Annotated in this window: 24 protein-coding genes and 1 pseudogene; 19 read left to right on the plus strand and 6 right to left on the minus strand. The window is 73.0% G+C overall.

The annotated features are described in order from the left end of the window. The gene (locus ACFYM0_RS13915) at positions 1-627 is read left to right on the plus strand and encodes a TetR/AcrR family transcriptional regulator (protein WP_388500539.1); all 627 of its coding nucleotides are present in this window, start codon (positions 1-3) and stop codon (positions 625-627) included. Between the two features lie 474 nt (positions 628-1,101). Here ACFYM0_RS13915 and rpsT read toward each other — a convergent pair whose 3' ends face one another. Next, on the minus strand, positions 1,102-1,368 hold the full coding sequence (rpsT, locus tag ACFYM0_RS13920) for a 30S ribosomal protein S20 (protein ID WP_243334768.1): 267 nt from the start codon (positions 1,366-1,368) through the stop codon (positions 1,102-1,104). Between the two features lie 234 nt (positions 1,369-1,602). Between rpsT and lepA the strand changes: the two genes are divergently transcribed. The 3 genes from lepA to hemW all read left to right on the plus strand — a co-directional run bounded on the left by lepA (position 1,603) and on the right by hemW (position 6,906). Beyond that, positions 1,603-3,468: a translation elongation factor 4 gene (gene lepA, locus ACFYM0_RS13925; RefSeq protein WP_388500542.1), complete on the plus strand. Its 1,866-nt coding sequence runs from the start codon at positions 1,603-1,605 to the stop codon at positions 3,466-3,468. A gap of 255 nt (positions 3,469-3,723) precedes the next feature. After that, the gene (locus ACFYM0_RS13930; protein WP_388500545.1) at positions 3,724-5,616 is read left to right on the plus strand and encodes an AMP-dependent synthetase/ligase; all 1,893 of its coding nucleotides are present in this window, start codon (positions 3,724-3,726) and stop codon (positions 5,614-5,616) included. 57 nt (positions 5,617-5,673) lie between these two features. After that, on the plus strand, positions 5,674-6,906 hold the full coding sequence (gene hemW, locus ACFYM0_RS13935) for a radical SAM family heme chaperone HemW (RefSeq protein WP_388500548.1): 1,233 nt from the start codon (positions 5,674-5,676) through the stop codon (positions 6,904-6,906). A gap of 177 nt (positions 6,907-7,083) precedes the next feature. On the opposite strand, the gene ACFYM0_RS13940 is transcribed toward hemW, so the two are convergent. Further along, complete coding sequence (locus tag ACFYM0_RS13940) at positions 7,084-7,881, minus strand: DUF3097 domain-containing protein (protein ID WP_388500550.1); 798 nt, start codon at positions 7,879-7,881, stop codon at positions 7,084-7,086. A 28-nt stretch (positions 7,882-7,909) separates the two neighbouring features. Next, complete coding sequence (locus tag ACFYM0_RS13945; RefSeq protein WP_388500553.1) at positions 7,910-8,635, minus strand: MBL fold metallo-hydrolase; 726 nt, start codon at positions 8,633-8,635, stop codon at positions 7,910-7,912. 151 nt (positions 8,636-8,786) lie between these two features. On the opposite strand from ACFYM0_RS13945, the gene hrcA reads away from it, so the two are divergent. The 6 genes from hrcA to ACFYM0_RS13975 all read left to right on the plus strand — a co-directional run bounded on the left by hrcA (position 8,787) and on the right by ACFYM0_RS13975 (position 14,296). Next, a complete protein-coding gene (hrcA, locus tag ACFYM0_RS13950; protein WP_388500555.1) occupies positions 8,787-9,803 on the plus strand; it encodes a heat-inducible transcriptional repressor HrcA in 1,017 nt (338 codons plus the stop codon). Then, positions 9,804-10,940: a molecular chaperone DnaJ gene (gene dnaJ, locus ACFYM0_RS13955; RefSeq protein ID WP_388500559.1), complete on the plus strand. Its 1,137-nt coding sequence runs from the start codon at positions 9,804-9,806 to the stop codon at positions 10,938-10,940. A gap of 191 nt (positions 10,941-11,131) precedes the next feature. Beyond that, positions 11,132-12,223, plus strand: coding sequence for a nitronate monooxygenase (locus ACFYM0_RS13960; RefSeq protein ID WP_388500562.1), 1,092 nt, complete (start codon positions 11,132-11,134; stop codon positions 12,221-12,223). After that, a complete protein-coding gene (locus ACFYM0_RS13965) occupies positions 12,220-12,963 on the plus strand; it encodes a 16S rRNA (uracil(1498)-N(3))-methyltransferase (protein WP_388500564.1) in 744 nt (247 codons plus the stop codon). The genes ACFYM0_RS13960 and ACFYM0_RS13965 overlap by 4 nt, the downstream gene beginning before the upstream one ends. 64 nt (positions 12,964-13,027) lie before the next feature. After that, the gene (locus tag ACFYM0_RS13970; protein WP_388500567.1) at positions 13,028-13,387 is read left to right on the plus strand and encodes a histidine triad nucleotide-binding protein; all 360 of its coding nucleotides are present in this window, start codon (positions 13,028-13,030) and stop codon (positions 13,385-13,387) included. Positions 13,388-13,390: 3 nt separating this feature from the next. Then, on the plus strand, positions 13,391-14,296 hold the full coding sequence (locus ACFYM0_RS13975; RefSeq protein ID WP_388500570.1) for a ribonuclease Z: 906 nt from the start codon (positions 13,391-13,393) through the stop codon (positions 14,294-14,296). A gap of 88 nt (positions 14,297-14,384) precedes the next feature. On the opposite strand, the gene ACFYM0_RS13980 is transcribed toward ACFYM0_RS13975, so the two are convergent. Then, positions 14,385-15,785: an MFS transporter gene (locus ACFYM0_RS13980; RefSeq protein WP_388500572.1), complete on the minus strand. Its 1,401-nt coding sequence runs from the start codon at positions 15,783-15,785 to the stop codon at positions 14,385-14,387. Between the two features lie 243 nt (positions 15,786-16,028). On the opposite strand from ACFYM0_RS13980, the gene ACFYM0_RS13985 reads away from it, so the two are divergent. From ACFYM0_RS13985 to ACFYM0_RS14010, 6 genes are all read left to right on the plus strand, one after another. Beyond that, positions 16,029-17,126 (plus strand): carbohydrate kinase family protein, encoded by a 1,098-nt coding sequence (locus ACFYM0_RS13985; protein WP_388500574.1) that lies wholly within the window; start codon positions 16,029-16,031, stop codon positions 17,124-17,126. Positions 17,127-17,500: 374 nt separating this feature from the next. Then, a complete protein-coding gene (locus ACFYM0_RS13990) occupies positions 17,501-18,547 on the plus strand; it encodes a PhoH family protein (RefSeq protein WP_382971137.1) in 1,047 nt (348 codons plus the stop codon). A gap of 13 nt (positions 18,548-18,560) precedes the next feature. Continuing rightward, positions 18,561-19,058, plus strand: coding sequence for an rRNA maturation RNase YbeY (gene ybeY, locus ACFYM0_RS13995; RefSeq protein WP_266877564.1), 498 nt, complete (start codon positions 18,561-18,563; stop codon positions 19,056-19,058). Continuing rightward, entirely contained in the window at positions 19,055-20,362 is a 1,308-nt protein-coding gene (locus ACFYM0_RS14000; RefSeq protein ID WP_388500578.1) for a hemolysin family protein, read from the plus strand. Before ybeY ends, ACFYM0_RS14000 begins: the two co-directional genes overlap by 4 nt. After that, positions 20,359-20,721: an MmcQ/YjbR family DNA-binding protein gene (locus tag ACFYM0_RS14005; protein ID WP_388500581.1), complete on the plus strand. Its 363-nt coding sequence runs from the start codon at positions 20,359-20,361 to the stop codon at positions 20,719-20,721. The genes ACFYM0_RS14000 and ACFYM0_RS14005 overlap by 4 nt, the downstream gene beginning before the upstream one ends. Positions 20,722-21,028: 307 nt before the next feature. Then, positions 21,029-21,385 carry a cytidine deaminase gene (locus tag ACFYM0_RS14010; RefSeq protein WP_243334727.1) on the plus strand — a complete coding sequence of 119 codons (357 nt, stop codon included), beginning with the start codon at positions 21,029-21,031 and terminating at the stop codon, positions 21,383-21,385. Here ACFYM0_RS14010 and ACFYM0_RS14015 read toward each other — a convergent pair. Beyond that, on the minus strand, positions 21,382-21,909 hold the full coding sequence (locus ACFYM0_RS14015; protein ID WP_388500584.1) for an ankyrin repeat domain-containing protein: 528 nt from the start codon (positions 21,907-21,909) through the stop codon (positions 21,382-21,384). The genes ACFYM0_RS14010 and ACFYM0_RS14015 overlap by 4 nt on opposite strands. A gap of 52 nt (positions 21,910-21,961) precedes the next feature. Further along, the gene (locus tag ACFYM0_RS14020) at positions 21,962-23,212 is read right to left on the minus strand and encodes an MFS transporter (RefSeq protein ID WP_388500974.1); all 1,251 of its coding nucleotides are present in this window, start codon (positions 23,210-23,212) and stop codon (positions 21,962-21,964) included. A 188-nt stretch (positions 23,213-23,400) separates the two neighbouring features. On the opposite strand from ACFYM0_RS14020, the gene ACFYM0_RS14025 reads away from it, so the two are divergent. The 3 genes and pseudogenes from ACFYM0_RS14025 to ACFYM0_RS14035 all read left to right on the plus strand — a co-directional run. Continuing rightward, a complete protein-coding gene (locus ACFYM0_RS14025) occupies positions 23,401-24,441 on the plus strand; it encodes a GlxA family transcriptional regulator (RefSeq protein ID WP_388500586.1) in 1,041 nt (346 codons plus the stop codon). A 132-nt stretch (positions 24,442-24,573) separates the two neighbouring features. Further along, a complete protein-coding gene (locus ACFYM0_RS14030; protein WP_388500588.1) occupies positions 24,574-26,013 on the plus strand; it encodes a beta-xylosidase in 1,440 nt (479 codons plus the stop codon). A 518-nt stretch (positions 26,014-26,531) separates the two neighbouring features. Further along, positions 26,532-26,843, plus strand: a pseudogene (locus ACFYM0_RS14035) (WxL protein peptidoglycan domain-containing protein); the annotation flags it as partial. Positions 26,844-26,877 lie beyond the last annotated feature (34 nt).

Here is a 26,877-nt window from a genome sequence, read left to right on the forward strand (position 1 = left end):
ATGGCCTCCGACTCACCCCGCCCCCGCCGCGCCGACGCCGAGCGCAACGCCGCCGCGATCGTCGATGCGGGCCTGGACTGTTTTCTCGCCGACCCGCAGGCGAGCATGGCCGCCGTCGCCCGCGCGGCGGGAGTCAGCCGCGTCACGCTCTACTCGCACTTCGCGACCAGGGAAGCCCTCCTCGACGCCGCGCTCGACCGGGCCGTCGACGAGGCCGCGGCCACGCTGGAGGCGCTCGAGGGTGAGGGCGGGGGGGCCGAGATGGGCGCCGAGGAGGCCCTCGGGCTCCTCGTCCGCAGCTCGTGGCGGATCCTCGACCGGCACTCCGCGGTGTTCGCGGCCGTCTCCGCGGCGCTGCCGCCCGAGCGGCTGCGCGAGCGCCACGACCGGATCCTCGCTCCCGTGCGCCGGCTGATCGGCCGCGGCCGGGAGAGCGGCGAGCTGCGCGCCGACCTGTCCGCGGACTGGCTCGTCACGGTCGTCTACAGCCTGGTCCACGCGGCCGCCGCCGAGGTCCAGGCCGGGCGGATGGCGCCCGACGATGCTCCGGAGATCCTCACGGCCACCGTCCTCGCCGCCGTCACGGCCCGGCCCGCCGCACCCGGAAAGCCCCCGGTGCCGGCCTGAGGGGCCCCGGGCCATGCCCGAGCCCCGTGTGGCCCGGAGTTCCCGTAACGGCCCGGTGCGGCGTGCGGCCGGTGGGCCCCGGGGCCTTGACGGCCCGGGGTCATGAGCGGTCCGGAGCCCTGAGCGGCCCGGGAGGTCAGGGCGCCCCGGAGGTCAGGGCGGCCCCGGGTTCAGGGCAACCCCGGAGGTCAGGGCGGTCCGGGGCGCGGAGCGGTTCGGGCTCGGGCTGCCCGGGGGCCAGGCGGCCGGCCCGTGGGCCCGTACGCCTGGCCTCGCCGCCCCCGGGGTCCGGGGGGTCCCCGCATGCCGAAGGCCCCGGTCGCTGCCCTGGGGAAGGGAGGCGATCGGGGCCTTCGGTTACTTCTGGGGTTGCACCGCACCCGCGTGGCGAACGCTTCGTGTGCGGCGCGGAGTGCCGGTCGGGAGCGGGAGAGAGGGCCCGCTGGATCCTTGCCCGGCTATCACATCAGGGGCTCAGCCCTGAAGGGAGGCAACCTTGATCGCCAGCGCCGACTTCTTGTTGGCGGCGGCGTTCTTGTGGATGACACCCTTCGAAACGGCCTTGTCGAGCGCGCGGGAAGCGGCGCGGGAAGCCACGGTGGCCTTCTCGACGTCACCGGCGACGACGGCCTCACGGGCCTTGCGGATGGCGGTCTTGAGCGAGGACTTGACGGCCTTGTTGCGAAGGCGAGCCTTCTCGTTCGTCTTGTTGCGCTTGACCTGGGACTTGATGTTCGCCACGAAAGAGCCTTTGCAGGTTCAGAGATTTGATCTTCGGATTGCGTCCCGTAGAGCTAGAGGGCACACGAGACACAGCTGCTCAGGCTACCAGCTGCCTTCCGACCGGCCCAAACCGAGCGCACTCCCAGGTTCATGGGACCATGGGAGTCTGCGTATAGAGCCGAGCAGATCCGACTTCGCGCAGACCGACGCCCACACTTCGTTCCGACTGCGACCCGAGAATCAGGACACTGCGTGCCCGCGATCCCCAGCCACGTGCCCGAGCCGAGCCGTACCGACCCGGCGCTGATCCGCAATTTCTGCATCATCGCGCACATCGACCACGGCAAGTCGACCCTTGCCGACCGGATGCTCCAGCTCACCGGTGTGGTGGACTCGCGGCAGATGCGCGCCCAGTACCTCGACCGCATGGACATCGAGCGTGAGCGCGGCATCACGATCAAGTCCCAGGCCGTCCGGCTGCCCTGGGCGCCGAACACGGGCGAGGACATGGGCAAGACCCACGTCCTCAACATGATCGACACCCCCGGGCACGTCGACTTCACCTACGAGGTCTCGCGCTCCCTGGCGGCGTGCGAGGGCACGGTCCTCCTGGTGGACGCGGCCCAGGGCATCGAGGCGCAGACCCTCGCCAACCTGTACCTGGCGATGGAGAAGGACCTCGCGATCGTCCCGGTCCTGAACAAGATCGACCTGCCGGCCGCCCAGCCGGAGAAGTTCGCCGAGGAGCTCGCGAACCTGGTCGGCTGCCAGCCCGAGGACGTCCTGCGCGTCTCGGCGAAGACCGGTCTCGGCGTGGACGTGCTGCTCGACAAGATCGTCGCCACCGTCCCGGCCCCGGTCGGTCCCAAGGACGCTCCGGCCCGCGCGATGATCTTCGACTCCGTCTACGACTCGTACCGCGGCGTCGTGACGTACGTGCGTGTGGTCGACGGCCAGCTCAACAAGCGCGAGCGCATCCGGATGATGTCGACCGGCGCCACGCACGAGCTGCTGGAGATCGGCGTCTCCTCGCCGGAGATGACCCCGGCCGACGGCATCGGCGTCGGCGAGGTGGGCTACATCATCACCGGCGTGAAGGACGTCCGTCAGTCCAAGGTCGGTGACACCATCACCAGCCTGCACAACGGCGCGACCGAAGCCCTCGGCGGCTACAAGGACCCGCGCCCGATGGTCTTCTCGGGTCTGTACCCGCTCGACGGCTCGGACTACCCCGACCTGCGCGAGGCCCTGGACAAGCTCCAGCTCAACGACGCCGCGCTGGTCTACGAGCCGGAGACCTCGGCCGCGCTCGGCTTCGGCTTCCGCGTCGGCTTCCTCGGCCTGCTCCACCTGGACGTGGTGCGCGAGCGCCTGGAGCGCGAGTTCGGTCTCGATCTGATCGCCACCGCGCCGAACGTGGTCTACCGCGTCGTCATGGAAGACGGCAAGGAAGTCTCCGTCACCAACCCGAGCGAGTTCCCCGAGGGCAAGATCTCGGACGTGTTCGAGCCGGTCGTACGGGCCACCCTGCTCGCGCCCTCCGAGTTCATCGGCGCGATCATGGAGCTCTGCCAGCAGCGCCGCGGCACCCTCCTCGGGATGGACTACCTCTCCGAGGACCGGGTCGAGATCCGCTACACGCTGCCGCTCGCGGAGATCGTCTTCGACTTCTTCGACCAGCTGAAGTCCAAGACGCGCGGCTACGCCTCCCTCGACTACGAGCCCACCGGCGAGCAGTCCGGCAGCCTGGTCAAGGTCGACATCCTGCTGCACGGCGACAAGGTCGACGCCTTCTCCGCCGTCTGCCACAAGGACGCGGCCTACGCCTACGGCGTGCGCCTGGTCGCCAAGCTGCGCGAGCTCATCCCGCGGCAGGCCTTCGAGATCCCGATCCAGGCGGCCGTCGGCTCCCGCGTCATCGCCCGCGAGACCATCCGCGCCATCCGCAAGGACGTCCTCGCCAAGTGCTACGGCGGTGACATCTCCCGTAAGCGGAAGCTGCTGGAGAAGCAGAAGGAAGGCAAGAAGCGCATGAAGATGGTCGGCTCCGTGGAGGTCCCGCAGGAGGCCTTCATCGCCGTCCTCTCCAGTGACGAGTCCGGCGGCAAGAAGAAGTAGCCGCCGCGAACGTCATCGGACGAGAAGCAGGCCCCCGTGCTCCGGCGCGGGGGCCTGTTTCGTTATGAATCGGCGCCCCAGGGCCTCTTACGCGCCAGACGGAGGGCCCCTAGTCTGATCAATGCTCGTTGGTTACTCGCCAGTTTTTTTGGTCGGATGCGGCCAAGCCCTGACTCAGCCACCCACCCTGACCCACCACCCAGTCAGTCCGCCCCTGTGATGAACAGGCCCTGCCGAGTGGTCCGGAGGATGTCCGTGAGCGACACACAGACCTTGATCGAGAACCGCCCGCCCACCGTGGCGACCCTCTTCCTGGAGCGTGTCGCCGCCACGCCGAACGGCGAGGCCTACCGCTATCCGGTGCCCGCAGCCGACGGCCGGGGCGGCCCGGACGACTGGAAGTCGCTCAGCTGGGGCCAGGCCGCCGAGCGGGTCTTCGCCATCGCGGCCGGAATCATCGACCTCGGGATCCAGCCGGAGCAGCGCGTGGCGCTGTCCTCCAACACCCGGGTGGAGTGGATCCTCGCCGACCTCGGCGTGATGTGCGCCGGCGGCGCCGTGACCACCATCTACCCGAGCACGAACGCCGAGGAATCTGCGTTCATCCTCTCCGACTCCGAGAGCCGGATCCTGATCGCGGAGGACGCCGCGCAGCTGGCCAAGGCCCGCGAGCGCCGCGCCGACCTGCCCGAGCTCGCCCACGTGGTGGTCCTGCAGGCCGCCGACGCCGTCGCGGCCGACGGGGACCCCGAGGGCTGGGTGCTCTCCCTCGCCGATCTGGAGGCGCGCGGCCGGGAGTACCTCGCCAAGCACCCCGAAGCGGTGAAGGAGCGGATCGCGGCGATCACCGCCGACCAGCTCGCCACCCTCATCTACACCTCCGGCACCACCGGGCGTCCCAAGGGCGTGCGCCTGCCGCACGACAACTGGTCGTACATGGCCAAGGCCACCGTCGCCACCGGGCTGATCACCAAGGACGACGTCCAGTACCTCTGGCTGCCGCTCGCGCACGTCTTCGGCAAGGTGCTCACCTCCGGCCAGATCGAGGTCGGCCACGTCACCGCCGTCGACGGCCGCATCGACAAGATCATCGAGAACCTGCCGATCGTGCAGCCGACCTACATGGCGGCCGTCCCGCGCATCTTCGAGAAGGTCTACAACGGAGTGGCCGCCAAGGCCCGGGCCGGCGGCGGCGCCAAGTACAAGATCTTCCAGTGGTCCGTCGGCGTGGCCCGCGAGTACGCCAAGGTCACCCAGGACAACTTCCGCCGCACCGGCCGGGCCAGCGCCCCCTTCGGCCTCGCCACCAAGCACAAGGTCGCCGACGCGCTCGTCTACTCCAAGCTCCGCGAGGCCTTCGGCGGCAACCTGCGCGCCGCCGTCTCCGGCGCCTCCGCCCTCGCCCCCGACATCGGCTACTTCTTCTCCGGCGCGGGCATCCACATCCTGGAGGGCTACGGGCTCACCGAGTCCAGCGCCGCCTCCTTCGTCAACCCCGGCGAGGCCTACCGCACCGGCACCGTCGGCAAGCCGCTCCCCGGCACCGAGGTCCGCATCGCCGACGACGGCGAGGTGCTGCTGCGCGGCCCCGGCATCATGCAGGGCTACCACGGGCAGCCCGAGAAGACCGCCGAGGTTCTCGAGGCCGACGGCTGGCTGCACACCGGTGACATCGGCGAGCTCTCCGCGGACGGCTACCTGCGCATCACCGACCGCAAGAAGGACCTGATCAAGACCTCGGGCGGCAAGTACGTCGCCCCGGCGGAGATCGAGGGCCAGTTCAAGGCGCTGTGCCCCTACGTCTCCAGCATCGTCGTCCACGGCGCCGACCGGAACTTCTGCTCCGCCCTCATCGCCCTCGACGAGCCCTCCATCCTCGTCTGGGCCGCCGAGAACGGCCTGGAGGGCAAGACGTACTCCCAGGTCCTGGCCGCCCCCGAGACGAACCGGCTCATCGAGACCTACGTCCAGACCCTCAACGAGGGCCTCCAGCGCTGGCAGACGGTCAAGAAGTTCCGCCTCCTGCCGCGCGACCTCGACGTGGAGCACGGGGACCTCACCCCGAGCCTCAAGCTGAAGCGGCCGGTCGTCGAGCGCGAGTTCAAGCACCTCATCGAGGAGATGTACGAGGGGTCGCGCGAGGCGTAGCCGGGGGCGCGGCGCGAGCCCGTAAACGACCTTGGGGCAGTGCGGGACAATGGGCGCATGCCTTCCGCACTGCCCGACGGTGAACCCATGCCCGAAGACGGCTCGCTGCCGCTCCACGCCCTGGCGGGAGCGGGGGAGCGGCCGCTCGGGTTCTACCTGCACGTTCCGTATTGCGCCACGCGCTGCGGGTACTGCGACTTCAACACCTACACGGCCACCGAGCTGCGGGGCACCGGCGGTGTGCTCGCCTCCCGGGAGAACTACGCCGACACCCTGATCGACGAGGTCAGGCTGGCCCGCAAGGTCCTCGGGGACGACCCCAGGGCCGTACGGACCGTCTTCGTGGGCGGCGGCACGCCCACGCTGCTGCCCGCCGGCGACCTCGTACGGATGCTCGCGGCGATCCGCGAGGAATTCGGTCTGGCCGAGGACGCCGAGGTCACCACCGAGGCCAATCCGGAGTCGGTGAACCCGGAGTACCTGGCGGAACTGCGCGCGGGCGGCTTCAACCGGATCTCCTTCGGCATGCAGAGCGCCAAACAGCACGTCCTGAAGGTGCTGGACCGGACGCACACCCCCGGACGCCCGGAGGCCTGCGTCGCGGAGGCGCGGGCGGCGGGCTTCGAGCACGTGAACCTGGACCTGATCTACGGGACGCCGGGGGAATCGGACGAGGACTGGCGGGCGTCGCTGACGGCGGCGCTCGGCGCCGGGCCCGACCACATCAGTGCCTACGCGCTGATCGTGGAGGAGGGCACCCAGCTCGCGCGGCGGATCCGGCGGGGCGAGGTCCCCATGACGGACGACGACGTCCACGCGGACCGGTACCTGATCCTCGACGCGGTGATGGCCGAGGCGGGGTACTCCTGGTACGAGGTCTCGAACTGGGCCACCTCCGAGGCCGGGCGCTGCCTGCACAACGAGCTGTACTGGCGCGGGGCCGACTGGTGGGGGGCCGGGCCCGGAGCGCACTCGCACGTGGGCGGGGTGCGGTGGTGGAACGTGAAGCACCCCGGCGCGTATGCCGCCGCGCTGGCGGAGGGGCGGTCGCCGGGGGCGGGGCGGGAGCTCCTCTCGGAGGAGGACCGGCGGGTGGAGCGGATCCTGCTGGAGCTCCGGCTGGTGGACGGGGTGCCGCTGTCGTTGCTGGCGCCCGCGGGGCTGGCCGCGTCCGTCCGTGCCCTGTCCGAGGGGCTCCTCGAAGCAGGCCCGTACGCGGCCGGGCGGGCCGTCCTGACGCTGCGGGGGCGGCTGCTGGCCGACGCGGTGGTCCGCGACCTGGTCGACTAGCCCCGTCGGGGGTGCGGTGGCCCTGCGGGGCTGTCCCCTGCCCGCCCTTCGCCCGTTCCCCGGGGCTGCGCCCCGCCCCCCTGGCTGCTCCGCCCCAGACCCCGCTCCTCAAACGCCGGAGGGGCTGGAATGGCGGAAGGGTGGGTAGAGGACGCCCCGCAGGGCTGTCGTGCCCCGCTACGCCGTCACGTGGTCGATCAAGTGCTCCACCGCGCCCAGGAGGGTGGGCTCCAGGTCCTTGTACGAGGTCACGCGGGACAGGATGTGCTGCCAGGCGGCCCCGGTGTTCTCCGGCCAGCCCAGGGCGCGGCAGATGCCCGTCTTCCAGTCCTGGCCGGGCGGGATCACCGGCCAGGAGCGGATGCCGAGGGCCGAGGGCTTCACGGCCTGCCAGACGTCCACGTACGGGTGTCCCACGATCAGGACGTGCGGGGAGGTCACGGAGGCGGCGATGCGGGACTCCTTGGAGCCCGGGACCAGGTGGTCCACCAGGATGCCCAGCCGGGCGTCGGCCGCGGGGGCGAAGTCGGCGACGACGGCCGGGAGGTCGTCGATGCCCTCCAGGTACTCCACCACGACGCCCTCGATCCGCAGGTCGTCGCCCCAGACCCGTTCGACCAGTTCGGCGTCGTGGCGGCCCTCCACGTAGATCCGGCCCGCCCGGGCCACCCGCGCCCGGGCCCCGGGGACGGCGAGGGAGCCCGAAGCCGTACGGGCCGGGGCGGCGGGCCCCCGGGCCGGGCGGGTCAGGGTCACCACCGCGCCGTCCAGGAGGAAGGCGCGGGGTTCGAGGGGGAAGACGCGGCGCTTGCCGAAGCGGTCCTCCAGGGTGACGGTGCCCGCCTCGCAGGCCACCACCGCGCCGCAGAAGTCCGTACCCGCCACCTCGACCACCAGATCGGGATCGGCCGGCACCTCCGGGACGGGCTTGGCTCGCTTCCACTGCGGGGTCAGGTCGGGGGAGTACTCACGCATCCGGCCGAGGGTAGGAGAGCGGGCCGCCTCAGGTGCCCGACACGCCGAAACGAGCGGCCAGTGTGTCGCGTTGGGCACGGACGAAGGCCGCGTCGACCACCGCTCCGTGACCCGGCACGTACAGAGCGTCTTCCCCGCCCAGGGCGAGGAGCCGGTCCAGGGCCGCCGGCCACTGCCCGGGCACCGCGTCCGGACCCGCCTGCGGCTCGCCCGATTCCTCGACCAGGTCGCCGCAGAAGACCACCTCGCGGGCTCCGGGCACGAAGGCGGCCAGATCGTGCCGGGTGTGCCCCGGGCCCACGTTCGCCAACAGCACCTGCACTCCGCCCAGGTCGAGGGTCCACTCGCCCGACACCAGGTGCCGGGGGACCACCAGCAGGTCCGCCGCCTCGGCGGCCTCGGCCTCCGCGAGGCCGTGGCGGACCGCGTCGGACCGCAGCTCGTCCCGGGTCACGGAGAGCAGGGCGTCCAGTCCGACCGGGCCGTAGACCTCCGCCCCCGCGAACGCCGCACCGCCCAGTACGTGGTCGAAATGTCCGTGTGTGAATGCGAGATGGGTCACGCGCCGGCCCGCCAGCCGCTCCGCCTCGGACCGCACCAGCGCGCCTTCCCGCAGGGAGGACCCGGGGTCGATCAGGAGGGCCGAATCCTCGCCCACCACCAGTCCCACGGTGCAGTCCCACACGGGCAGGCGCTTGCGGCCGGCCCGTTCGGTGAGCCGTTCCCAGCCTGCCTCTTCCCAACGCACGTCCATGCCGCGACGCTACCTTGGCGGGCCGCCCTTGCTAGGGGTGTACCACCCCGCCGTACACTGACCGGGGGATCTCTGGCACTCGAACGCTCAGAGTGCCAGCAGGCAGGGCCTGCCGAAGCCGCGAACGACGGAAACGATGGAGGTGTGCGCGATGCTCAGCGAACGCAGACTCGAAGTGCTGCGCGCCATCGTCCAGGACTACGTCGGGACGGAGGAGCCGGTCGGCTCCAAGGCGCTCACCGAGCGGCACCGGCTCGGCGTCTCGCCCGCCACCGTGCGCAACGACATGGCCGTGCTGGAGGACGAGGGCTACATCGCCCAGCCCCACACCAGCGCCGGCCGGATCCCCACCGACAAGGGCTACCGCCTCTTCGTCGACAAGCTGGCGGGGGTCAAACCCCTGTCGACGCCCGAACGCCGGGCCATCCAGAACTTCCTCGACGGGGCCGTGGACCTCGACGACGTCGTCGGCCGTACGGTGCGGCTGCTCGCGCAGCTCACCCGGCAGGTCGCCGTCGTCCAGTACCCGTCGCTGACCCGGTCCACCGTCCGGCACGTGGAACTGCTCGCGCTGGCGCCGGCCCGCCTGATGCTCGTCCTCATCACGGACACCGGCCGGGTCGAGCAGCGGCTCGTCGACTGCCAGACCCCCTTCGGGGAGGCCTCGCTCGCGGACCTGCGGGCCCGCCTCAACAGCCGTGTCGTCGGCCGCCGGTTCACCGACGTGCCGCCGCTGGTGCAGGACCTTCCGGAATCCTTCGAGACCGAGGACCGGGTGACGGTGAAGGCCGTCCTCGACACCCTTCTCGAAACGCTGGTCGAGGAGGCGGAGGAGCGGCTGATGATCGGCGGCACCGCCAACCTCACCCGCTTCGGACACGATTTTCCCCTGACGATCAGGCCGGTGCTCGAAGCGCTGGAGGAGCAGGTCGTGCTCCTCAAGCTGCTGGGCGAGGCGAGTGAGTCGGGAATGGCCGTAAAGATCGGGCATGAGAACGCCTACGAGGGACTGAACTCCACGTCCGTCGTCTCGGTCGGCTACGGTTCGGGCGGCGAAGCAGTCGCCAAACTCGGCGTGGTCGGACCGACCCGCATGGACTACCCCGGAACGATGGGAGCGGTACGCGCAGTGGCACGTTACGTCGGACAGATCCTGGCGGAGTCGTAAGTGGCCACGGACTACTACGCCGTTCTCGGCGTGCGCCGCGACGCATCGCAGGACGAGATCAAGAAGGCATTCCGGCGGCTCGCGCGCGAGCTGCACCCGGATGTGAACCCCGATCCCAAGACGCAAGAGCGTTTCAAGGAGATCAACGCGGCCTACGAGGTCCTCTCGGACCCGCAGAAGAAGCAGGTCTTCGACCTCGGCGGCGACCCGCTGTCCTCCTCGGGCGGTGGCGGAGCCGGCGGGTTCGGGGCGGGTGGCTTCGGCAACTTCTCCGACATCATGGACGCCTTCTTCGGCCAGTCCTCGCAGCGCGGACCGCGCTCGCGGACCCGCCGCGGCCAGGACGCCATGATCCGCCTCGACCTGGAACTGGACGAGGCCGCCTTCGGCACGACCAAGGACATCCAGGTCGACACGGCCATCGTCTGCACCACCTGCTCCGGCGAAGGCGCCGCCCCCGGCACCTCGGCGCAGACCTGTGACATGTGCCGCGGCCGCGGTGAGGTCTCGCAGGTCACCCGGTCCTTCCTGGGCCAGGTCATGACCTCGCGGCCCTGCCCGCAGTGCCAGGGCTTCGGCACCGTGGTCCCGACCCCGTGCCCCGAGTGCGCGGGCGACGGCCGGGTCCGCTCCCGCCGCAGCCTCACCGTCAAGATTCCGGCGGGCGTCGAGAACGGCACCCGGATCCAGCTCGCGGGCGAGGGCGAGGTCGGCCCCGGCGGCGGCCCCGCCGGCGACCTGTACGTGGAGATCCACGAGCTGCCGCACCCGACCTTCCAGCGGCGCGGGGACGACCTGCACTGCACGGTCACCATCCCGATGACCGCGGCCTCCCTCGGCACCAAGTGCCCGCTGGAGACCCTGGACGGCCTGGAGGAGATCGACATCCGGCCCGGCACCCAGTCCGGCCAGGCGATCCCCCTGCACGGCCGGGGCGTCACGCACCTGCGCGGCGGCGGCCGCGGCGACCTGATCGTCCACGTCGAGGTCACCACCCCGAGCAAGCTGGACCCGGCGCAGGAGGACCTGCTGCGCCAGCTGGCGAAGCTGCGCGGCGAGGAGCGCCCGCTCGGCCAGTTCGCTCCGGGCCAGCAAGGCCTGTTCAGCCGCCTGAAGGACGCCTTCAACGGGCGCTGAGCCGCGCGCGGAGCAGCGTACCGGCAGCGTACGAGAACACCTGCGAGCCCGGTCCGGGGATGCCCCGGACCGGGCTCGCGGCATGCGGGACGGCAGGGCGGCGGCGGTATTCGGGCACCCCGGTGAAGGGGACTATGCCAGGCGAATGCCGTGATTCGGTCCCGTGAGCGGGACATGGCACGATGCAGCTCATGTCCTCCGCACCGAACGGTCTCTTCACGTACCCGATCGTGCAGGCGCCCATGGCGGGCGGCGCGTCCTGCCCGCCGCTCGCGGCCGCCGTGTGCGAAGCGGGCGGACTGGGCTTCCTCGCCGGCGGCTACAAAACCGCCGACGGCATGTACCAGGAGATCAAGCGGCTGCGCGCGCTCACCCGCCGCCCCTTCGGCGTCAACCTCTTCCTGCCGCAGACCGGGCACGTGGACCCGGCCGCCGTGGAGGCCTACCGCGGGCACCTCGCCAGTGAGGCCTCCTGGTACGAGATCTCCCTCGCCGACGAGGACATCATCGGCACCAGCGACGACGGCTACGACGCCAAACTGGCCATTCTCATCGAAGACCCGGTACCCGTGGTCTCGTTCACCTTCGGCCTGCCCTCACCCGCGGCCTTCACCTGCCTGCGCAAGGTCGGTACGTACACGATCGCCACCGTCACCTCCGTCGAGGAGGCCCGCGCCGCGCAGGCGGCCGGCGCCGACGCCGTCTGCGTCCAGGGCGTGGAGGCGGGCGGCCACCAGGGCACTCACCGCGACGACCCGCAGGGCGACGGCACGGCCGGGGTCGGCCTGCTCGCGCTCGTCGCGCAGGTCCGCGAGGCCGTGGCCCTCCCGATCATCGCGGCCGGCGGCCTGATGCGCGGCTCGCAGATCGCCGCGCTGCTCGCCGCGGGCGCGGAGGCCGCGCAGCTCGGCACGGCCTTCCTGGCCTGCCCGGAGTCCGGCGCGCACGCCCTGCACAAGAAGGCGCTGACCGACCCGCTGTTCGTCCGGACGGAGCTGACCCGGGCCTTCTCGGGCCGGCCGGCCCGCGGGCTGGTCAACCGTTTCATGCGCGAGCACGGCCCGTACGCCCCGGCCGCGTACCCGCAGGTCCACCACCTGACCGCGCCGCTGCGCAAGGCCGCCGCCGCGGCCGGGGACCCGCAGGGCATGGCCCTGTGGGCGGGCCAGGGGCACCGGCTGGCGCGGGCCCTGCCGGCCGGTGAACTGGTGGAGGTGCTCGCGGCGGAACTCGGCGCGGCGCAGGACGTGTTGAAGGCAATGCAGATGAGGAGTGCGTCATGACCGCCCCGGTGTTCGTGGTCGAAAAGGTTCCCGCGGGGCCGGAGTTCGTGCTGGACGGACCCGAAGGTCGCCACGCGGTCTCCGTGAAGCGGCTGGCCCCGGGTGAGGCCCTCGTGCTGACCGACGGACGGGGCGGCTGGGCCGAGGCCGTCGTGGCGGCCGCCGAGGGCAAGGACCGCCTCGTCGTCTCCGTGACCGGAGTCTTCGAGGAGCCGGAGCCCGCCGTCCGGATCACCGTCGTCCAGGCCCTGCCCAAGGGCGACCGGGGCGAGGTGGCCGTCGAGACCATGACGGAGACCGGCGTCGACGCGATCGTGCCCTGGCAGGCTTCGCGCTGCATCACCCAGTGGCGCGGCGAGCGGGGCGCCAAATCCCTCGCGAAGTGGCGGGCCACCGCCCGGGAGTCGGGCAAGCAGTCCCGCCGGGTCCGCTTCCCCGAGGTCGAGGAGGCGCTGTCGACCAAGCAGGTCGCGACGCTGCTCGCCGGGGCCGACCTCGCGGTGGTCCTGCACGAGGACCGGGACGCCCCCTCGGGCGCGCTGGCCACCGCGGAACTGCCCGCCGCCGGCTCCATCGTCCTGGTCGTCGGACCCGAGGGCGGGGTCTCCCCGGACGAACTCGCCGCCTTCGCCGCGGCCGGGGCGCACCCGTACCGGCTGGGCCCCTCGGTGCTGCGCACCTCCACGGCGGGCACGGCCGCGGCGGCGGTCCTGCTGGCGAGGACGGGCCGCTGGTCCTGATCGGTCCGGCGGCGGCGGTGGATACGATGCCCGAATCGATCACCCGTCACGAAGGGCTCAGCACATGGCCGGGGAACCGCAGGCCGACTGCCTGTTCTGCAAGATCGTCGCGGGGAACATCCCCGCGACGGTCGTCCGGGAGACGGACACCACCGTCGCCTTCCGCGACATCAACCCGCAGGCGCCCATCCACGTCCTCGTCATCCCGAAGGTGCACTACCCCGACGCCGCCTCCCTCGCGGCCGCGGAGCCCGGGATCGCCGCCGACGTCCTGAGCGAGGCCGGCCGCGTCGCCGCCGACGAGAAGATCGTCGAGCACGGCTACCGCGTCGTCTTCAACACCGGCGCCGGCGCCGGTCAGACCGTCTTCCACGCCCACGCGCACGTCCTCGGCGGGCGCGGGCTTCAGTGGCCCCCCGGTTAAGACGTGTCCGTACGAGAACTCGTGGTCCTCGGCACCGCCAGCCAGGTGCCCACCCGCCACCGCAACCACAACGGCTACCTGCTGCGCTGGGACGGCGAGGGCATCCTCTTCGATCCCGGCGAGGGCACCCAGCGCCAGATGCTCCGCGCCGGGGTGGCCGCGCACGACATCAACCGCATCTGTGTCACCCACTTCCACGGGGACCACAGCCTCGGCCTCGCCGGGGTCATCCAGCGGATCAACCTCGACCGGGTCCCGCACCCCGTCACCGCCCACTACCCGGCCTCCGGGCAGAAGTTCTTCGACCGGCTGCGGTACGCCACGGCCTACCGCGAGACCGTGCAGCTCGCCGAGGAGCCGGTGGCCGGGGACGGGATCCTGGCGCGCGGGGACGCGTACACCCTGGACGCCGTACGGCTCTCCCACCCGGTGGAGTCCTTCGGCTACCGGGTCACCGAGCCCGACGGACGCCGGATACGGCCCGAACTGCTCGCGCTCCACGGGATCAAGGGGCCGGACGTGGGCCGGATCCAGCGCGAGGGCAGCCTCGGCGGGGTCACCCTCGACGAGGTCAGCGAGGCGCGTCCCGGACAGCGGTTCGCCTTCGTCATGGACACCCGGCTCTGCGAGGGCGTCGAGGTGCTCGCGGCGGGCTGCGACATGCTGGTGATCGAGTCGACCTTCCTCGACGAGGACGTCCAACTGGCCACCGACCACGGGCACCTCACCGCCGGGCAGGCGGCGCGGGTGGCCCGGGACGGGGGAGTGCGGCACCTCGTGCTGACGCACTTCTCGCAGCGGTACGGCGACCCGTCGGAGTTCGAACGCCAGGCCCGCGCGGCCGGCTTCGAGGGGGAGCTGACGATCGCAGCCGACCTCGTACGGGTCCCCGTCCCGAAGCGGGCCTGAGAGATAGCGGCCCGGGAGGGCGGTGGAGCCCCGCGGGGCAGCCCCGCCCGGCCCCCGACGCGCCGGCGGAACCCCGTCCGCCAGTGGCCTAGGCGCTGGTGCGGATCCGCTTGCGGGTGCGCTCCCGGGCCCGGCGGGCCGCCGCGGGGGAGAGCAGCAGGACCCGGAGCGGCGGCAGCCGCAGCGGGCGGGCGCGGAGCGGCGCGAGTTCCACGACCTCCAGCTCCTGCGCGCCGACCCTCGGCACCGAACCGGCCGGCGTCCCGGCCCCGGCGGCGAGCACGGCCGCCGGGGCCCCGCCGCGCCGGCGCACCGAGCCGGGGGTCAGCGGGCGTCCGCCGACGTGCAGGGCGACCGCGGTCATCGGCCCGGCCACCGCCAGCAGCAGCCCGCCGAGGACCAGGCCCATGCCGGGGAAGCCCGCACCCTCGGCGAGCAGGCTCCCGGTGACGGGCCCGCAGGCGACACCGAGCGAGGACGCGGAACCGACCAGGACGGCCCAGCGCCCGCGCGGGTCGAGGGCGGCGGCGAGGCCGATGGCGTAGGAGAGCACGACGGGGTAGACCGCGTTCCACAGGATCTCCCCGGCCGCGAAGGACCCCAGGTCGCGGGCGTGCGAGGCCAGCACCACGCAGCACGCGATGACCGCCGTGCCCACGCCCACCGGGACCGCCCGGCCGAGCCGTGCCCCCAGTGCGGAGGCGGCGGTGACCCCGAGCAGCCCGGCGCCGAGCGCGGCCGCGAAGACGATCCCGAGGGTGACCTCGGACAGGCCCGCCTGCTGTGCGCCGATGCGGCCGCTGACGCCCCACAGGGCGTTCTGCGCCAGCGACCACAGCATCAGGGCCACGGCGAGCACCACGCCGGCGCGCGGGTACGGCAGCCGCCCGGAGACCCGTACCGCGCTGTCCGTGCGGTCTGTGCGATCCGTGCGGTCCGCGCGGGCGGCCCCTTCGAGGCGGCCCGTCGCCGGCCAGCACGCCAGCGCGACCAGGGCGATCGCCGCGAACGGCAGCCAGTGCCCTCCGCCGAGCCGGGGCAGGGTCAGGTACAGGGCCCCTGCGGTGGCCGACACCGACAGCAGCCCCAGCGAGGAGGTCCGGTGCGGGTCGCGCTGCGCCGCGATCCCGGAGGCGGCCACGGCGGTGGCCGTGCCCGAGCCGAAGCCGCCGAGGACGGCGCCCGCGATGACGAGGGGGAGCTGCGCGGTGGCGGCCGCCGTGCCGTACCCGAGGGCGGCGAGCAGCAGTCCGAGCCGGGCCAGCGGACGCGGTCCGTGGCGCGGGATGCGCGAGGCGAGGGTGAATCCCGCGGCGGCCGAGCCGAGCAGCAGGACCGAGCCGATCAGTCCGGCCTGCGCGGGGCTCAGCGGGAGGTGTGCGTCGAGCCGGCCGACGACGGTCGGCAGCAGGTACGGGGCGACGTAACCGGAGGTGAAGAGCGCGACGAGCGGCCAGGCGGCGGGCGGCGCGGGGGTGCGGTCGAGCACGGATGTTCCAGGTGATGCAGGTGGAGCATGAGATTCCGCAAGAGCGCGGGGCTCATATCTATCAAGCGGCCGGAGGCTCCGAGAAGAGCGTTCAGGCGGTGATCTGCGTCACACTATAGGCCGGGTCCTCCCGGTCGGGAGGGCCTCAAGGCGGACTCGGGTTGTGCTCAACGAGGAGTTGAGCCCAATGCAGGAACGACTCGCCAAGATCAGAACACGCGCCGACCGAACGGGGAGTACATCGTGACCAGTCGCAGCAGCCGGGACAGCCTCGATTCCGCCGTGGACCCCCTCGGTCCGCTGCGCGACCCCCAAGAACCCGGCTGCGACGTCTTCCTGACGGGCACGGTCTTCCTCGACATCATCTTCACCGGCCTCGACTCGGCCCCCGTGCGCGGCACGGAGTCCTGGGCGCGCGGCATGGGGTCCAGCCCCGGCGGCGTCGCCAACATGGCCACCGCCCTCGCCCGGCTCGGCCTGCGCACCTCCCTGGCCGCCGCCTTCGGGGACGACCACTACGGGGAGTACTGCTGGGACGCCCTCGAACAGGGCGAGGGCATCGACCTGTCGATGTCGCGGACCGTGCCCGGCTGGCACAGCCCCGTCACCGTCTCGATGGCGTACGAGGGCGAGCGCACGATGGTCTCCCACGGCCACGAGGCCCCGCTCCCGGCGGGCCCCGGCCCCTTCCCCCAGTGCCCGCCCCGCGCCCGCGCGGCCGTGGCCTCGCTCGGCCCCGGCGGCGGCGAGGCCTGGGTCGCCGAGGCGGCCCGGCGCGGGGCCAGGGTCTTCGCCGACGTCGGCTGGGACGACAGCGGGCGCTGGGACCTGGGGGCGCTGGCCGACCTGGAACACTGCGAGGCCTTCCTGCCCAACGCGGGGGAGGCGATGGCCTACACGCGCACCGACTGCCCGCGCGCGGCGGCCCGGGCACTGGCCGAGAAGGTGCCGATCGCGGTGGTGACGATGGGCTCCGAGGGCTCGTACGCGGTGGACGGGCGGACCGGGGAGACGGCCGAGGTCCCCGCGATCGCGGTCGACGCCCTGGACCCGACCGGCGCGGGCGACGTGTACGTGGCGGGCTTCCTGACCGGCACCCTCGCCGAGTGGCCGCTCGCGGACCGGCTCGCCTTCGCGGGCCTGACGGCCGCCCTGTCGGTGCAGGAGTTCGGCGGCTCCCTCTCGGCCCCGGGCTGGCCGGAGGTGGCCCACTGGTGGCGCGCCGCCCCGGAGGCCCTGCGCGGCCGGTACGGATTCCTGGACGACCTCGTTCCGCGGGCCGCCGCCCCGGCCAGCAGGCGCCGGGCGGTCCCGACGATCGGCTTCCGCCAGTCGGCGTAGGGCCTGGCCGGGCCGGGGAACGGGGGCCGGTGGCCGCGCCCCCGACGGGCCCCCCGGGGCCGCGCCCCTTGCCGCCCCCGGGCAAGGGGCCTCCTGGCCCCGGGCCCCGGCGGACGTGTGGCCCCGCCCTGGCCGGACGGTGCCGGTTCGGGAGGGGCGCGACCGGCCCGTGCGGGCTCCCCGGCCGCGTGGCGTCCGCGGGGGTGCCGGGGCCGACGCGTCCCGTACGGGGCCGGGGCTCCGCGCAGGTCCCGTAGGGGACCGCGTAAAACCCCTCGGGGATGCCCGGGCGGCGACGTAGGCTTGGAAGTCCGGTGGCCGTCGATCGGCGCGGCCCCTCAGTGGGAGGTATGCGCAGGCCACAGTGCCGGCCCATGACTCAGACACCGACAGCCAAGACCCCCGCGCCGGGGCAGGCGCGAGCCCACTTCTCCGTACCGGCCACCCATCCGATGGTGTCCGTCCTCGGCTCGGGCGACGCCCTGTTGCGCGTGATCGAGAAGGCCTTCCCGAGGGCCGACATCCATGTTCGGGGCAATCAGGTCAGCGCGATCGGCGCGGCGGCGGAAGTCGCTCTGATCCAGCGCCTGTTCGACGAGATGATGCTGGTGCTCCGCACCGGGCAGCCGATGACGGAGGACGCAGTGGAACGCTCGATCGCCATGCTCAAGTCGAGCGGCAACGGCCAGGGCCCGGACGAGACGCCCGCCGAGGTGCTCACCCAGAACATCCTCTCCAGCCGCGGCCGCACCATCCGCCCCAAGACGCTCAACCAGAAGCGGTACGTCGACGCGATCGACAAGCACACGATCGTCTTCGGCATCGGCCCCGCCGGTACCGGAAAGACCTACCTCGCCATGGCCAAGGCGGTCCAGGCCCTGCAGTCAAAGCAGGTCAGCAGGATCATCCTGACCCGCCCCGCGGTCGAGGCGGGCGAGCGCCTCGGCTTCCTCCCCGGCACCCTCTTCGACAAGATCGACCCGTACCTGCGGCCGCTCTACGACGCCCTGCACGACATGATCGACCCGGACTCGATCCCGCGGCTGATGGCGGCCGGGACCATCGAGGTGGCGCCGCTGGCCTACATGCGCGGCCGCACCCTCAACGAGGCGTTCGTCGTGCTCGACGAGGCGCAGAACACCACCCCCGAGCAGATGAAGATGTTCCTGACCCGGCTCGGGTTCGACTCGAAGATCGTCGTCACCGGTGACGTGACCCAGGTCGACCTGCCGGGCGGCGCCAAGAGCGGTCTGCGGCAGGTGCAGGACATCCTCGAAGGCGTGCCGGACATCGCCTTCTCGCGGCTCACGTCCGAGGATGTCGTCCGGCACAAGCTGGTCGGCCGTATCGTCGACGCGTACGAGAAGTACGACGACAGCCAGGACGCGAAGCAGTCGCGGAACGGCTTCCAGCGGAAGTAGAAATCAGCGCACCATGTCGATCGACGTCAACAACGAGTCCGGAACCGAGGTCGACGAGCGGGCGATCCTCGACATCGCCCGCTACGCGCTCGCCCGCATGCGGATCCACCCGCTCTCGGAGCTCTCCGTCATCGTCGTCGACGAGGACGCGATGGAGCAGCTCCACATCCAGTGGATGGACCTGCCCGGACCCACCGACGTCATGTCCTTCCCGATGGACGAGCTGCGTCCGCCGAAGAAGGACGAGGAGGAGCCCCCGCAGGGGCTCCTCGGTGACATCGTGCTCTGCCCCGAAGTCGCCAAGAAGCAGGGCGAGGACGCGCCGACGCAGCACTCCATGGACGAGGAGCTCCAGCTCCTGACCGTCCACGGGGTGCTGCACCTGCTCGGGTACGACCACGAGGAGCCGGACGAGAAGGCCGAGATGTTCGGCCTCCAGGCGGCCATCGTCGACGGCTGGCGCGGCGAGAACGGCGTGACCGGCCCGTCCCCGGCGCCGACCGTCTCATGACCGGTGATCTCCAGCTGATCACCGGGGCCGTCCTGCTGGTCGTGGTGGCCTGGTTCGCCGCGTGCGCCGAGTCCGGGATCGCCCGGATCTCGGCCTTCCGCGCCGAACAGGCGGTACGGGAGGGCCGGCGCGGCAGCGCGAAGCTGGCCCAGGTCGCCGGAGACCCCACCCGCTACGTCAATGTCGCGCTGCTGGTCCGGGTCACCTGCGAGATGGCGGCGGGCGTGCTCGTCACGTACGTCTGCCTCGACGAGTTCGGGGAGAACTGGACCGCACTGCTCGTGGCCATCGCCGTGATGGTGCTCGTGTCCTACGTGGCCGTCGGGGTGTCCCCGCGCACCATCGGCCGGCAGCACCCGCTGAACACGGCGACCGCCGCGTCCTACGTCCTCGTACCGCTCGCCCGGATCATGGGGCCGATCCCGCAACTGCTGATCCTCCTCGGCAACGCGCTCACGCCCGGGAAGGGCTTCCGCAAGGGGCCCTTCGCATCCGAGGCGGAGCTGCGCGCGATGGTCGACCTCGCGGAGAAGGAATCGCTGATCGAGGACGACGAGCGCCGCATGGTGCACCAGGTCTTCGAGCTGGGCGACACCCTCGTGCGCGAGGTCATGGTGCCGCGCACCGACCTGGTCTGCATCGAGCGGTACAAGACGGTCCGTCAGGCGACCACGCTCGCACTGCGGTCCGGCTTCTCGCGGATCCCTGTGACCGGGGAGAACGAGGACGACATCGTCGGCATCGTGTACCTGAAGGACCTGGTCCGCAAGACGCACATCAGCCGGGACGCCGAGAGCGACCTGGTCTCCACGGCGATAAGGCCCGCGGTGTTCGTGCCGGACACCAAGAACGCGGGCGACCTGCTGCGCGAGATGCAGTCGGTGCGCAACCACGTGGCGGTCGTCATCGACGAGTACGGCGGCACCGCCGGCATCGTCACCATCGAGGACATCCTGGAGGAGATCGTCGGCGAGATCACCGACGAGTACGACCGGGAGATCCCGCCCGTGGAGGAGCTGGGCGGGGACCGCTACCGGGTGACCGCACGGCTGGACATCACCGACCTCGGCGAGCTGTTCAAGGTGGACTCCTTCGACGACGAGGACGTGGAGACGGTCGGCGGCCTGCTCGCCAAGGCGCTCGGCCGGGTGCCGATCGCCGGAGCCTCGGCGGTCGTGGACCTGCCGGACGGGCGGCCGCTGCGGCTGACGGCGGAGTCCCCGGCGGGACGGCGGAACAAGATCGTGACGGTGCTGGTGGAGCCGGTGGTTGCGGTGGAGGCCCAGGAAGGGGAGACGGAGTGACGCCGGCGGAGCTGCGCGCCTTCTGTCTGGGGTTCAACGCGGCGGTGGAGGAGTTCCCCTTCACCCCGGAGACCTCGGTGTTCAAGGTGCTGGGGAAGATGTTCGCGCTGAGCGCGCTGGACGCCGACCCGCTGAAGGTCAACCTCAAGTGCGACCCGGAGCAGGCGGTGCGGCTGCGTTCGGAGCACGATGCGGTCGTGCCGGGCTGGCACATGAACAAGCGGCACTGGAACACGGTGACCGCGGGCGGGCCGGGCGCGCTGCCCGACGCGCTGGTCCGGGAGCTGGTCGAGGATTCGTACGACCTGGTGGTCGCGGGTCTGCCGAGGGCGGAGCGGCTGCGGCTCGACAGGCCGTAGCGACGGGGTTGGCCGGGGTCGGCCGGGGTCGGCCGGGGTCGGCCGGGGGCTGGGTTTCCGGCTCCCGGCTTTCCTGCTCCCGGGCTTCCCCGCCCCGGCATTCCGGCGCTCCGGCGTTCCGGGTCGTGGAATCCGGGAAGGGTCCAAGGTCATGGATCACAGGACCTTCGGGGCCGCGCCTCCGCTTACACAGCGCTTAGTTTTATCCCTGCCGCCAAGATCCCGGGGGGACACCGGGGGTGGAGGGGAGAGCGCGTCCGCGGGGTCGTCGTGCGGCCCCGCGGACGCGCTCCATATGCTTCGGGCTATGACCGACAGCACCGGGATCGACCCCGAAGACACCAAGATCATCACGTTGGCGCGCAGCGCCCGGGCCCGCAACGGCGTGCCCGAGGGGGCGGCGGTCCGGGACGAGACCGGCCGTACCTACGTCGCCGGAACCGTGGCGCTGGACTCCCTGAAGCTGAGCGCGCTCCAGACGGCCGTCGCGATGGCCGTGGCCAGCGGCGCCCAGTCCCTGGAGGCGGCAGCCGTGGTCAGCGCGGCCGAGGCCCCCTCCGACGCCGACCGCGCGGCGGTCCGTGACCTCGGCGGGCCGGACACCCCGGTCCTCCTGGCGGGCCCGGACGGCACCCTGAAGTCGACCACTCCGGCCGGCGCCTAAGCCGTAGCCGCCGGGCCGTCCGGGCCTGCGGCCCAGGTGCGCAGGAACTCCGCCGTCTCGGTACGGCCGAAGCGGGTCGCCCACTCGGCGGGGGTCAGGGCCTTCCAGCGGAGGTGCGGATCCGCTCCGTGCTCCAGCAGGACCCGGGCCGTTTCCGTGTGGCCCTCGGCCCCCGAACGGCCCAGAGGAGTGGCGCGCAGCCCATTGGCGCGGTCGGGGTCGGCGCCGGCGGCGAGCAGCTGCCGCACGATGCCGGTGTGCCCCCGGGTGGCCGCCTGCACCAGCGGCAGTTCCTCGTCGTACGGGCCCGTGATCTGCTCGGGGTCGGCGCCGGCCGCCAGCAGCATGCGGACCACGCCGTCGCGGCCCCGGTGCACGGCGATGTCCAGTCCCGTACGCCCCTCGGCGTCCCGCGCGTCAACGTCGGGGCCCCGGCTCAGCAGCCGTGCCACGGTCGCCTCGTCCCCGGCCCCCGCCGCCCGTACCAGCTCGTCCGCCACCGTTGTCCCACCCGTGTCGTCCACGGGCCCATCCTGGCAGCCCGGACCGGGCTGGCCTTCAGGGTCGGGCGGGCCGTCAGGGGCGGGCGGCGGAGGTCCGCCGGCGGATGACCATCGCCATCAGGGCGGCCATCGCGCACAGGGCGCCCGAGGCGTACCAGACGGGGTCGTACGAGCCGAAGGCGTCGCGGGCCAGCCCGCCGAGGAAGGCCACCGCCGCCGCGCCGATCTGGTGCGAGGCCAGGACCCAGCCGAAGACGATGGCGCCGTCCTCGCCGTAGTGCTCGCGGCACAGGGCGATCGTCGGCGGGACCGTCGCGACCCAGTCCAGGCCGTAGAAGACGATGAAGAACACCATCGGCGGGTGCACGGTCGGGGCCAGCAGCATCGGGAGGAAGAGCAGCGAGACCCCGCGCAGGGCGTAGTAGACGGCGAGGAGGCGGCGCGATTCGAAGCGGTCCGTGAGCCAGCCGGAGAACACCGTGCCGATCACGTCGAACACGCCGATCACGGCGAGGAGCCCGGCCGCGGCCGTCACCGGCATGCCGTGGTCGTGGGCGGACGGGACGAAGTGGGTCTTCACCAGCCCGTTGGTCGAGGCCCCGCAGATCGCGAAGGTGCCCGCCAGCAGCCAGAAGGGGCCGGTCCGGGCCGCCTTGGCCAGGACGCCCAGGGCCCGGCGGGCGGCGCCGGGGACGGGTGCGGGCTTGGGCGTGTACGGGCCCCCGTACGGGGTGGTCCCGATGTCCGCCGGGTGGTCGCGCAGCAGCAGCCAGACGAAGGGCACGACGGCGAGGGCCGCCAGCGAGACGGTGACCGCCGCGGGGCGCCAGCCGTGGTTCTCGACCAGCCAGGCCAGCAGCGGCAGGAACACCAGCTGGCCGGAGGCTCCGGCGGCGGTCAGGATGCCGGTGACCAGGCCGCGCCGGGCGGTGAACCAGCGGTTGGTCACCGTCGCGGCGAAGGCCAGGGCCATCGAGCCGCTGCCGAGACCGACCAGGACGCCCCAGTACAGGATCAGTTGCCAGGAGGTGGTCATCCACACGGTGGCCACCGATCCGGCGGCTATGACGGTCAGCGCGAGGGCGACGACCCTGCGGATGCCGAAGCGGTCCATCAGTGCGGCGGCGAACGGCGCGGTGAGCCCGTACAGCGCGAGGTTCACGGAGACGGCGAGGCCGATCGTGCCGCGCGACCAGTCGAACTCCTCGTGCAGCGGCTCGATGAGCAGTCCGGGGAGCGAGGCGAAGGCGGCGGCGCCGATGATCGTCACGAAGGAGACGGCCGCGACGAACCAGGCGCGGTGGACGCGGTGCGGCCCCCGCAGCGGTGCACCGGTCGTGGAGTCGGGGCCGGCCGCCGGGCCGGAGGCGGGCGTGGGTGCGGGGGAGGTGCCGGGGGAAGTGCCTGGGGAGGGGCCGGGGCCCGGGTCTGTCTGCGTCACGTCGACAGTTTCCGGCCGCCCGGGACCCGTACGACAGTGGCCTGACCGACACCCTTCGATATGATCGGGCCATGGAGACCCGTGCGCACCGTGTCCACCGTGTCGTCGTACTCGCCCTCGCCGGTCTGCTGCCCTTCGAGCTCGGGATCCCGCACCGCATCTTCGGCCGGGCGAAGGATCCCGCCGGACAGCCGCTGTACGAGATCCTCACCTGCGGGCTCCACCCCGGCCGGGTCCCCACGGACGCCGACTTCGACATCCACGTCGAGCACGGTCCCGAACTGCTGGCCACGGCCGACACGGTGGTGGTCCCCGCCTCCTACGAGCTCGGCCCGGTCCACGACGAGGGCCGGCTCACCCCCGAACTGGCCGCCGCCCTCGCGCACATCAGGCCCGGCACCCGGCTCGTCTCCATCTGCACCGGCGGCTACGTCCTGGCCGCCGCCGGGTACCTGGACGGCCGCCGGGCCACCACCCACTGGTCCGCCGCCGGGCACTTCCAGCAGATGTTCCCGGCCGTCCTGGTCGACCCGGGCGTGCTCTACACCGACGACGGGGACGTGCTCACCTCCGCCGGAGTCGCCGCCGGGATCGATCTGTGCCTGCACATCGTGCGCCGCGACCACGGCGCGGCCGTCGCCAACGACGTGGCCCGGCGCACCGTCGTACCGCCGCACCGAGAGGGCGGGCAGGCCCAGTTCATCGAGCGCCCGGTGCCGCAGCCGCAGCGGTCGGCCACCACCGCGGCCCGCGCCTGGGTACTGGACCGGCTGCACGAACCGCTGCGGCTGACCGACCTGGCCCGGCAGGAGGCGATGTCCGTACGGACCTTCACGCGCAGGTTCCGCGAGGAATCGGGGCTCAGCCCGGGCGAATGGATCGTCGGGCAGCGGGTGGAGCGGGCCCGGGCGCTGCTGGAGCGGACCGACCTGCCGATGGAACACGTGGCCCGGGAGGCGGGCTTCGGGACCGCGCAGTCCCTGCGCAAACACGTCCAGGCGGCGCTCGGCGTGAGCCCGACGGCATACCGGCGGACCTTCCGGGAGGCCGCACCCGGCACCATGCTGCCATCTCCTGATGGGACATCAGTTGCTGCCGGGTCCGTGCATTGACTTATCCCCCCGCCCGCTCGTGAATGGCCCCCTGGCGGGGTACGGGATCCCAGGGGGCGGTCAGTGCGGACTTCGGCGCGAACGACGGCGCGGACAACGGCGCGGCACAGAGGGTGGTCGGCGGCCGTCGGCATGGCGGTCCTGGCCGCCGCGACCGGGGGAGCGCTGAGCGCGCCCGCCGCCGCGGAGGGGGAGACGCCTCCGGGGCAGGTCGAGTTCCCGACGCACTGCCTGCCGCCGCAGGAAGCCGGGCTGCCGCCGGCCGACGGGCCCACCACCGCACGGATCACCGTCGACGACCCCACACCGCGCGTGGGCGACACCGTCACCGTCACCTACCAGGTCACCCGGACCCCCGCGCTGAACCCGCTCTCCGTCGCCCTGCCCGCCGACGTCCTCACCCCGACCGGCCGGATCGTGCTCGGGGGCGTGCAGCAGGGTGAGGTCACGGTCGTCGGGGCCAAGCGCAACGACCCCGTCGGGCCGGGCGGGGCGCTGCCCGCCGTCACCATGACCGGCACCTTCACCGTCACCGCCCCCGGCGAGATCACCCTGGCCCCGGGCGGCTACACCCTGCACACAGGCCACCTGCTCGAACTGGACACCGTCTGCGCGGGCGCCTTCGGGAGCGTGCCGCCGGGAGCGGACCCGACACCGTCCGCGGAGCCCTCCGGGTCCGCCTCCGGGGCCGTGTCCCCGGGGCCGTCTCCGGTGTCCCCGTCCCCGCCCGCCTCTCCGTCCCCGTCCGTGCCCCCGTCCACGTTGCCGCTGCCGGCCGGGCCGCCGGTCGCGCAGCGGATCACCGCGAGCCCGCTGCCGACGGCCAACCTGCGCGCCGTCGCGCTCGGTACGGCGGCGGGAGCCCCGGGCGCCAAGGTCAAGGTCACCGGAGCCGGCTTCGTCCCCGGCGCGGAGGTCACCGTGGCCGGCCGGGCGGGTACGGCCGAGACCGCCGACCGGGTCACCGCGAAGGCCGACGAGCTCGGCGTGGTCCTCGCGGAGCTGCCGGTCACGGACCGGGCGACCACCGCGGTCGTGGCGTACGAGGGGCCCGCCTGGACCCCGGAGCGGGGCTCGGGCCCGTCCGCGTACACGGTGATCGCCGCCGCCCCGCTGCCGCCGGGCAGCCAGACGGTGACGGCGATCGTGCAGCCGGGCGAGCTCGGCATGACCCAGGAGGGCGACGCCGTGACCCTGGCCGCGGTCCCGTACGGGGACGGCGGAGCTGCGGCCGGCCGGATCGGCACCGTCACCGTGAAGGACGCCCGCGGCGGGCCGGCCGGGTGGTCCCTGATCGGCAAGGTCACCGATTTCACCGGCTCCGGCGGTGTCCGCATCCCGGGCGCCTCCCTGAGCTGGACCCCGACGTGCACGGCCGCCCCGGGCAGCCCCAGCGCGTGTACGCCGGGCAGCGCGGGCACCGTCGGGCCGGACGGTGCGGTGCTGGCCTCCACCGGTGACGCCGCGCTCGTCGGCGGCACCTTCACCGTCGATGCCGCCGTCACCCTCCAGGTGCCCCCGTACACCCCGCCGGGCGCCTACACGGCGGTGCTGACGCTGACGTTGTCGTGACCCGGCCCGGCCGAGCCGGCCCCCCTGACCCGCTGCGCGGGGCGAAGTCCCCTACCCGCCCCTCCACCGTTCCCCGGACTCCGCCCGGACCCCGGTCCTCAAAGGCCGGCCGGGCTGCGGAGGGGGTCCCGGGCTGCGCCCGCACCCCCTGGGGCTCCGCCCCGGACCCCGCGCCTCACACGCCGGTGAGGCCGGATGTGCCCGGCCTCCGGCCCGCACGGGCAGGCTCGCGCCGGGAAAACCCGGCCCTTCCGGCGTTCGAGGAGCGGGGGTTCGGGGGCAGGCCCCCGGGAACGGCGCCGCACCCGGCAACGGGTCCGGGGCGGAGCCCCGGGGAACGGGGGAAGGGCGGGGCGGGGAGAGGGACCCTCCGGGACCGCCCCGCACGGGCGGCACTGGCCAGGCGGGCGCGGCAGCGCCTGGCCGGGGCGACGGCCGCCGCTGTGCTCGTCGGGCTCGGCATCCTTCTGCTCGCCGGAGCAGGACCCGCCGCGGCCGCCGACAACGGGCAGTGGTCCGTGCTGCCCGCCGCCAACAAGCTCGGGCAGCGCCCGTACTTCTACCTCGCCGCCGCCCCCGGCCAGGCCGTCACCGACTCCGTCACCATCGCCAACCGCACCGACCGGCCCCGCACCTTCCGTCTGTACGCCGCCGACGCCTACAACACCGCCCGCGACGGCGGCTTCGCCCTGCGCGGGCCCGGGGAACCGCGCACCGCGACGGGCGCCTGGACGGCGCTGGCGCGGGAGCGGATCACCGTCCCGGCGAAGACCGCGGTCGACGTCGGCTTCACCCTCACCGTCCCCGACCGGGCCGAACCGGGGGACCACCCCGGAGCCGTCGTCGCCCTGGAGGACCGGCCGG

This window comes from Streptomyces sp. NPDC006487, assembly GCF_042870555.1.
GTDB lineage: Bacteria > Actinomycetota > Actinomycetes > Streptomycetales > Streptomycetaceae > Streptomyces.

Excerpts from the sequence above, each read along its gene's own strand:
- ACFYM0_RS13915 (WP_388500539.1), top strand. The coding sequence starts at position 1 with ATGGCCTCCGACTCACCCCGCCCCCGCCGCGCCGACGCCGAGCGCAAC.
- hemW (WP_388500548.1), top strand. The coding sequence starts at position 5,674 with ATGCCTTCCGCACTGCCCGACGGTGAACCCATGCCCGAAGACGGCTCG.
- ACFYM0_RS13940 (WP_388500550.1), bottom strand. The coding sequence starts at position 7,881 with ATGCGTGAGTACTCCCCCGACCTGACCCCGCAGTGGAAGCGAGCCAAG.
- ACFYM0_RS13945 (WP_388500553.1), bottom strand. The coding sequence starts at position 8,635 with ATGGACGTGCGTTGGGAAGAGGCAGGCTGGGAACGGCTCACCGAACGG.
- hrcA (WP_388500555.1), top strand. The coding sequence starts at position 8,787 with ATGCTCAGCGAACGCAGACTCGAAGTGCTGCGCGCCATCGTCCAGGAC.
- ACFYM0_RS13960 (WP_388500562.1), top strand. The coding sequence starts at position 11,132 with ATGTCCTCCGCACCGAACGGTCTCTTCACGTACCCGATCGTGCAGGCG.
- ACFYM0_RS13965 (WP_388500564.1), top strand. The coding sequence starts at position 12,220 with ATGACCGCCCCGGTGTTCGTGGTCGAAAAGGTTCCCGCGGGGCCGGAG.
- ACFYM0_RS13970 (WP_388500567.1), top strand. The coding sequence starts at position 13,028 with ATGGCCGGGGAACCGCAGGCCGACTGCCTGTTCTGCAAGATCGTCGCG.
- ACFYM0_RS13990 (WP_382971137.1), top strand. The coding sequence starts at position 17,501 with ATGACTCAGACACCGACAGCCAAGACCCCCGCGCCGGGGCAGGCGCGA.
- ybeY (WP_266877564.1), top strand. The coding sequence starts at position 18,561 with ATGTCGATCGACGTCAACAACGAGTCCGGAACCGAGGTCGACGAGCGG.
- ACFYM0_RS14000 (WP_388500578.1), top strand. The coding sequence starts at position 19,055 with ATGACCGGTGATCTCCAGCTGATCACCGGGGCCGTCCTGCTGGTCGTG.
- ACFYM0_RS14010 (WP_243334727.1), top strand. The coding sequence starts at position 21,029 with ATGACCGACAGCACCGGGATCGACCCCGAAGACACCAAGATCATCACG.
- ACFYM0_RS14025 (WP_388500586.1), top strand. The coding sequence starts at position 23,401 with ATGGAGACCCGTGCGCACCGTGTCCACCGTGTCGTCGTACTCGCCCTC.
- ACFYM0_RS14030 (WP_388500588.1), top strand. The coding sequence starts at position 24,574 with ATGGCGGTCCTGGCCGCCGCGACCGGGGGAGCGCTGAGCGCGCCCGCC.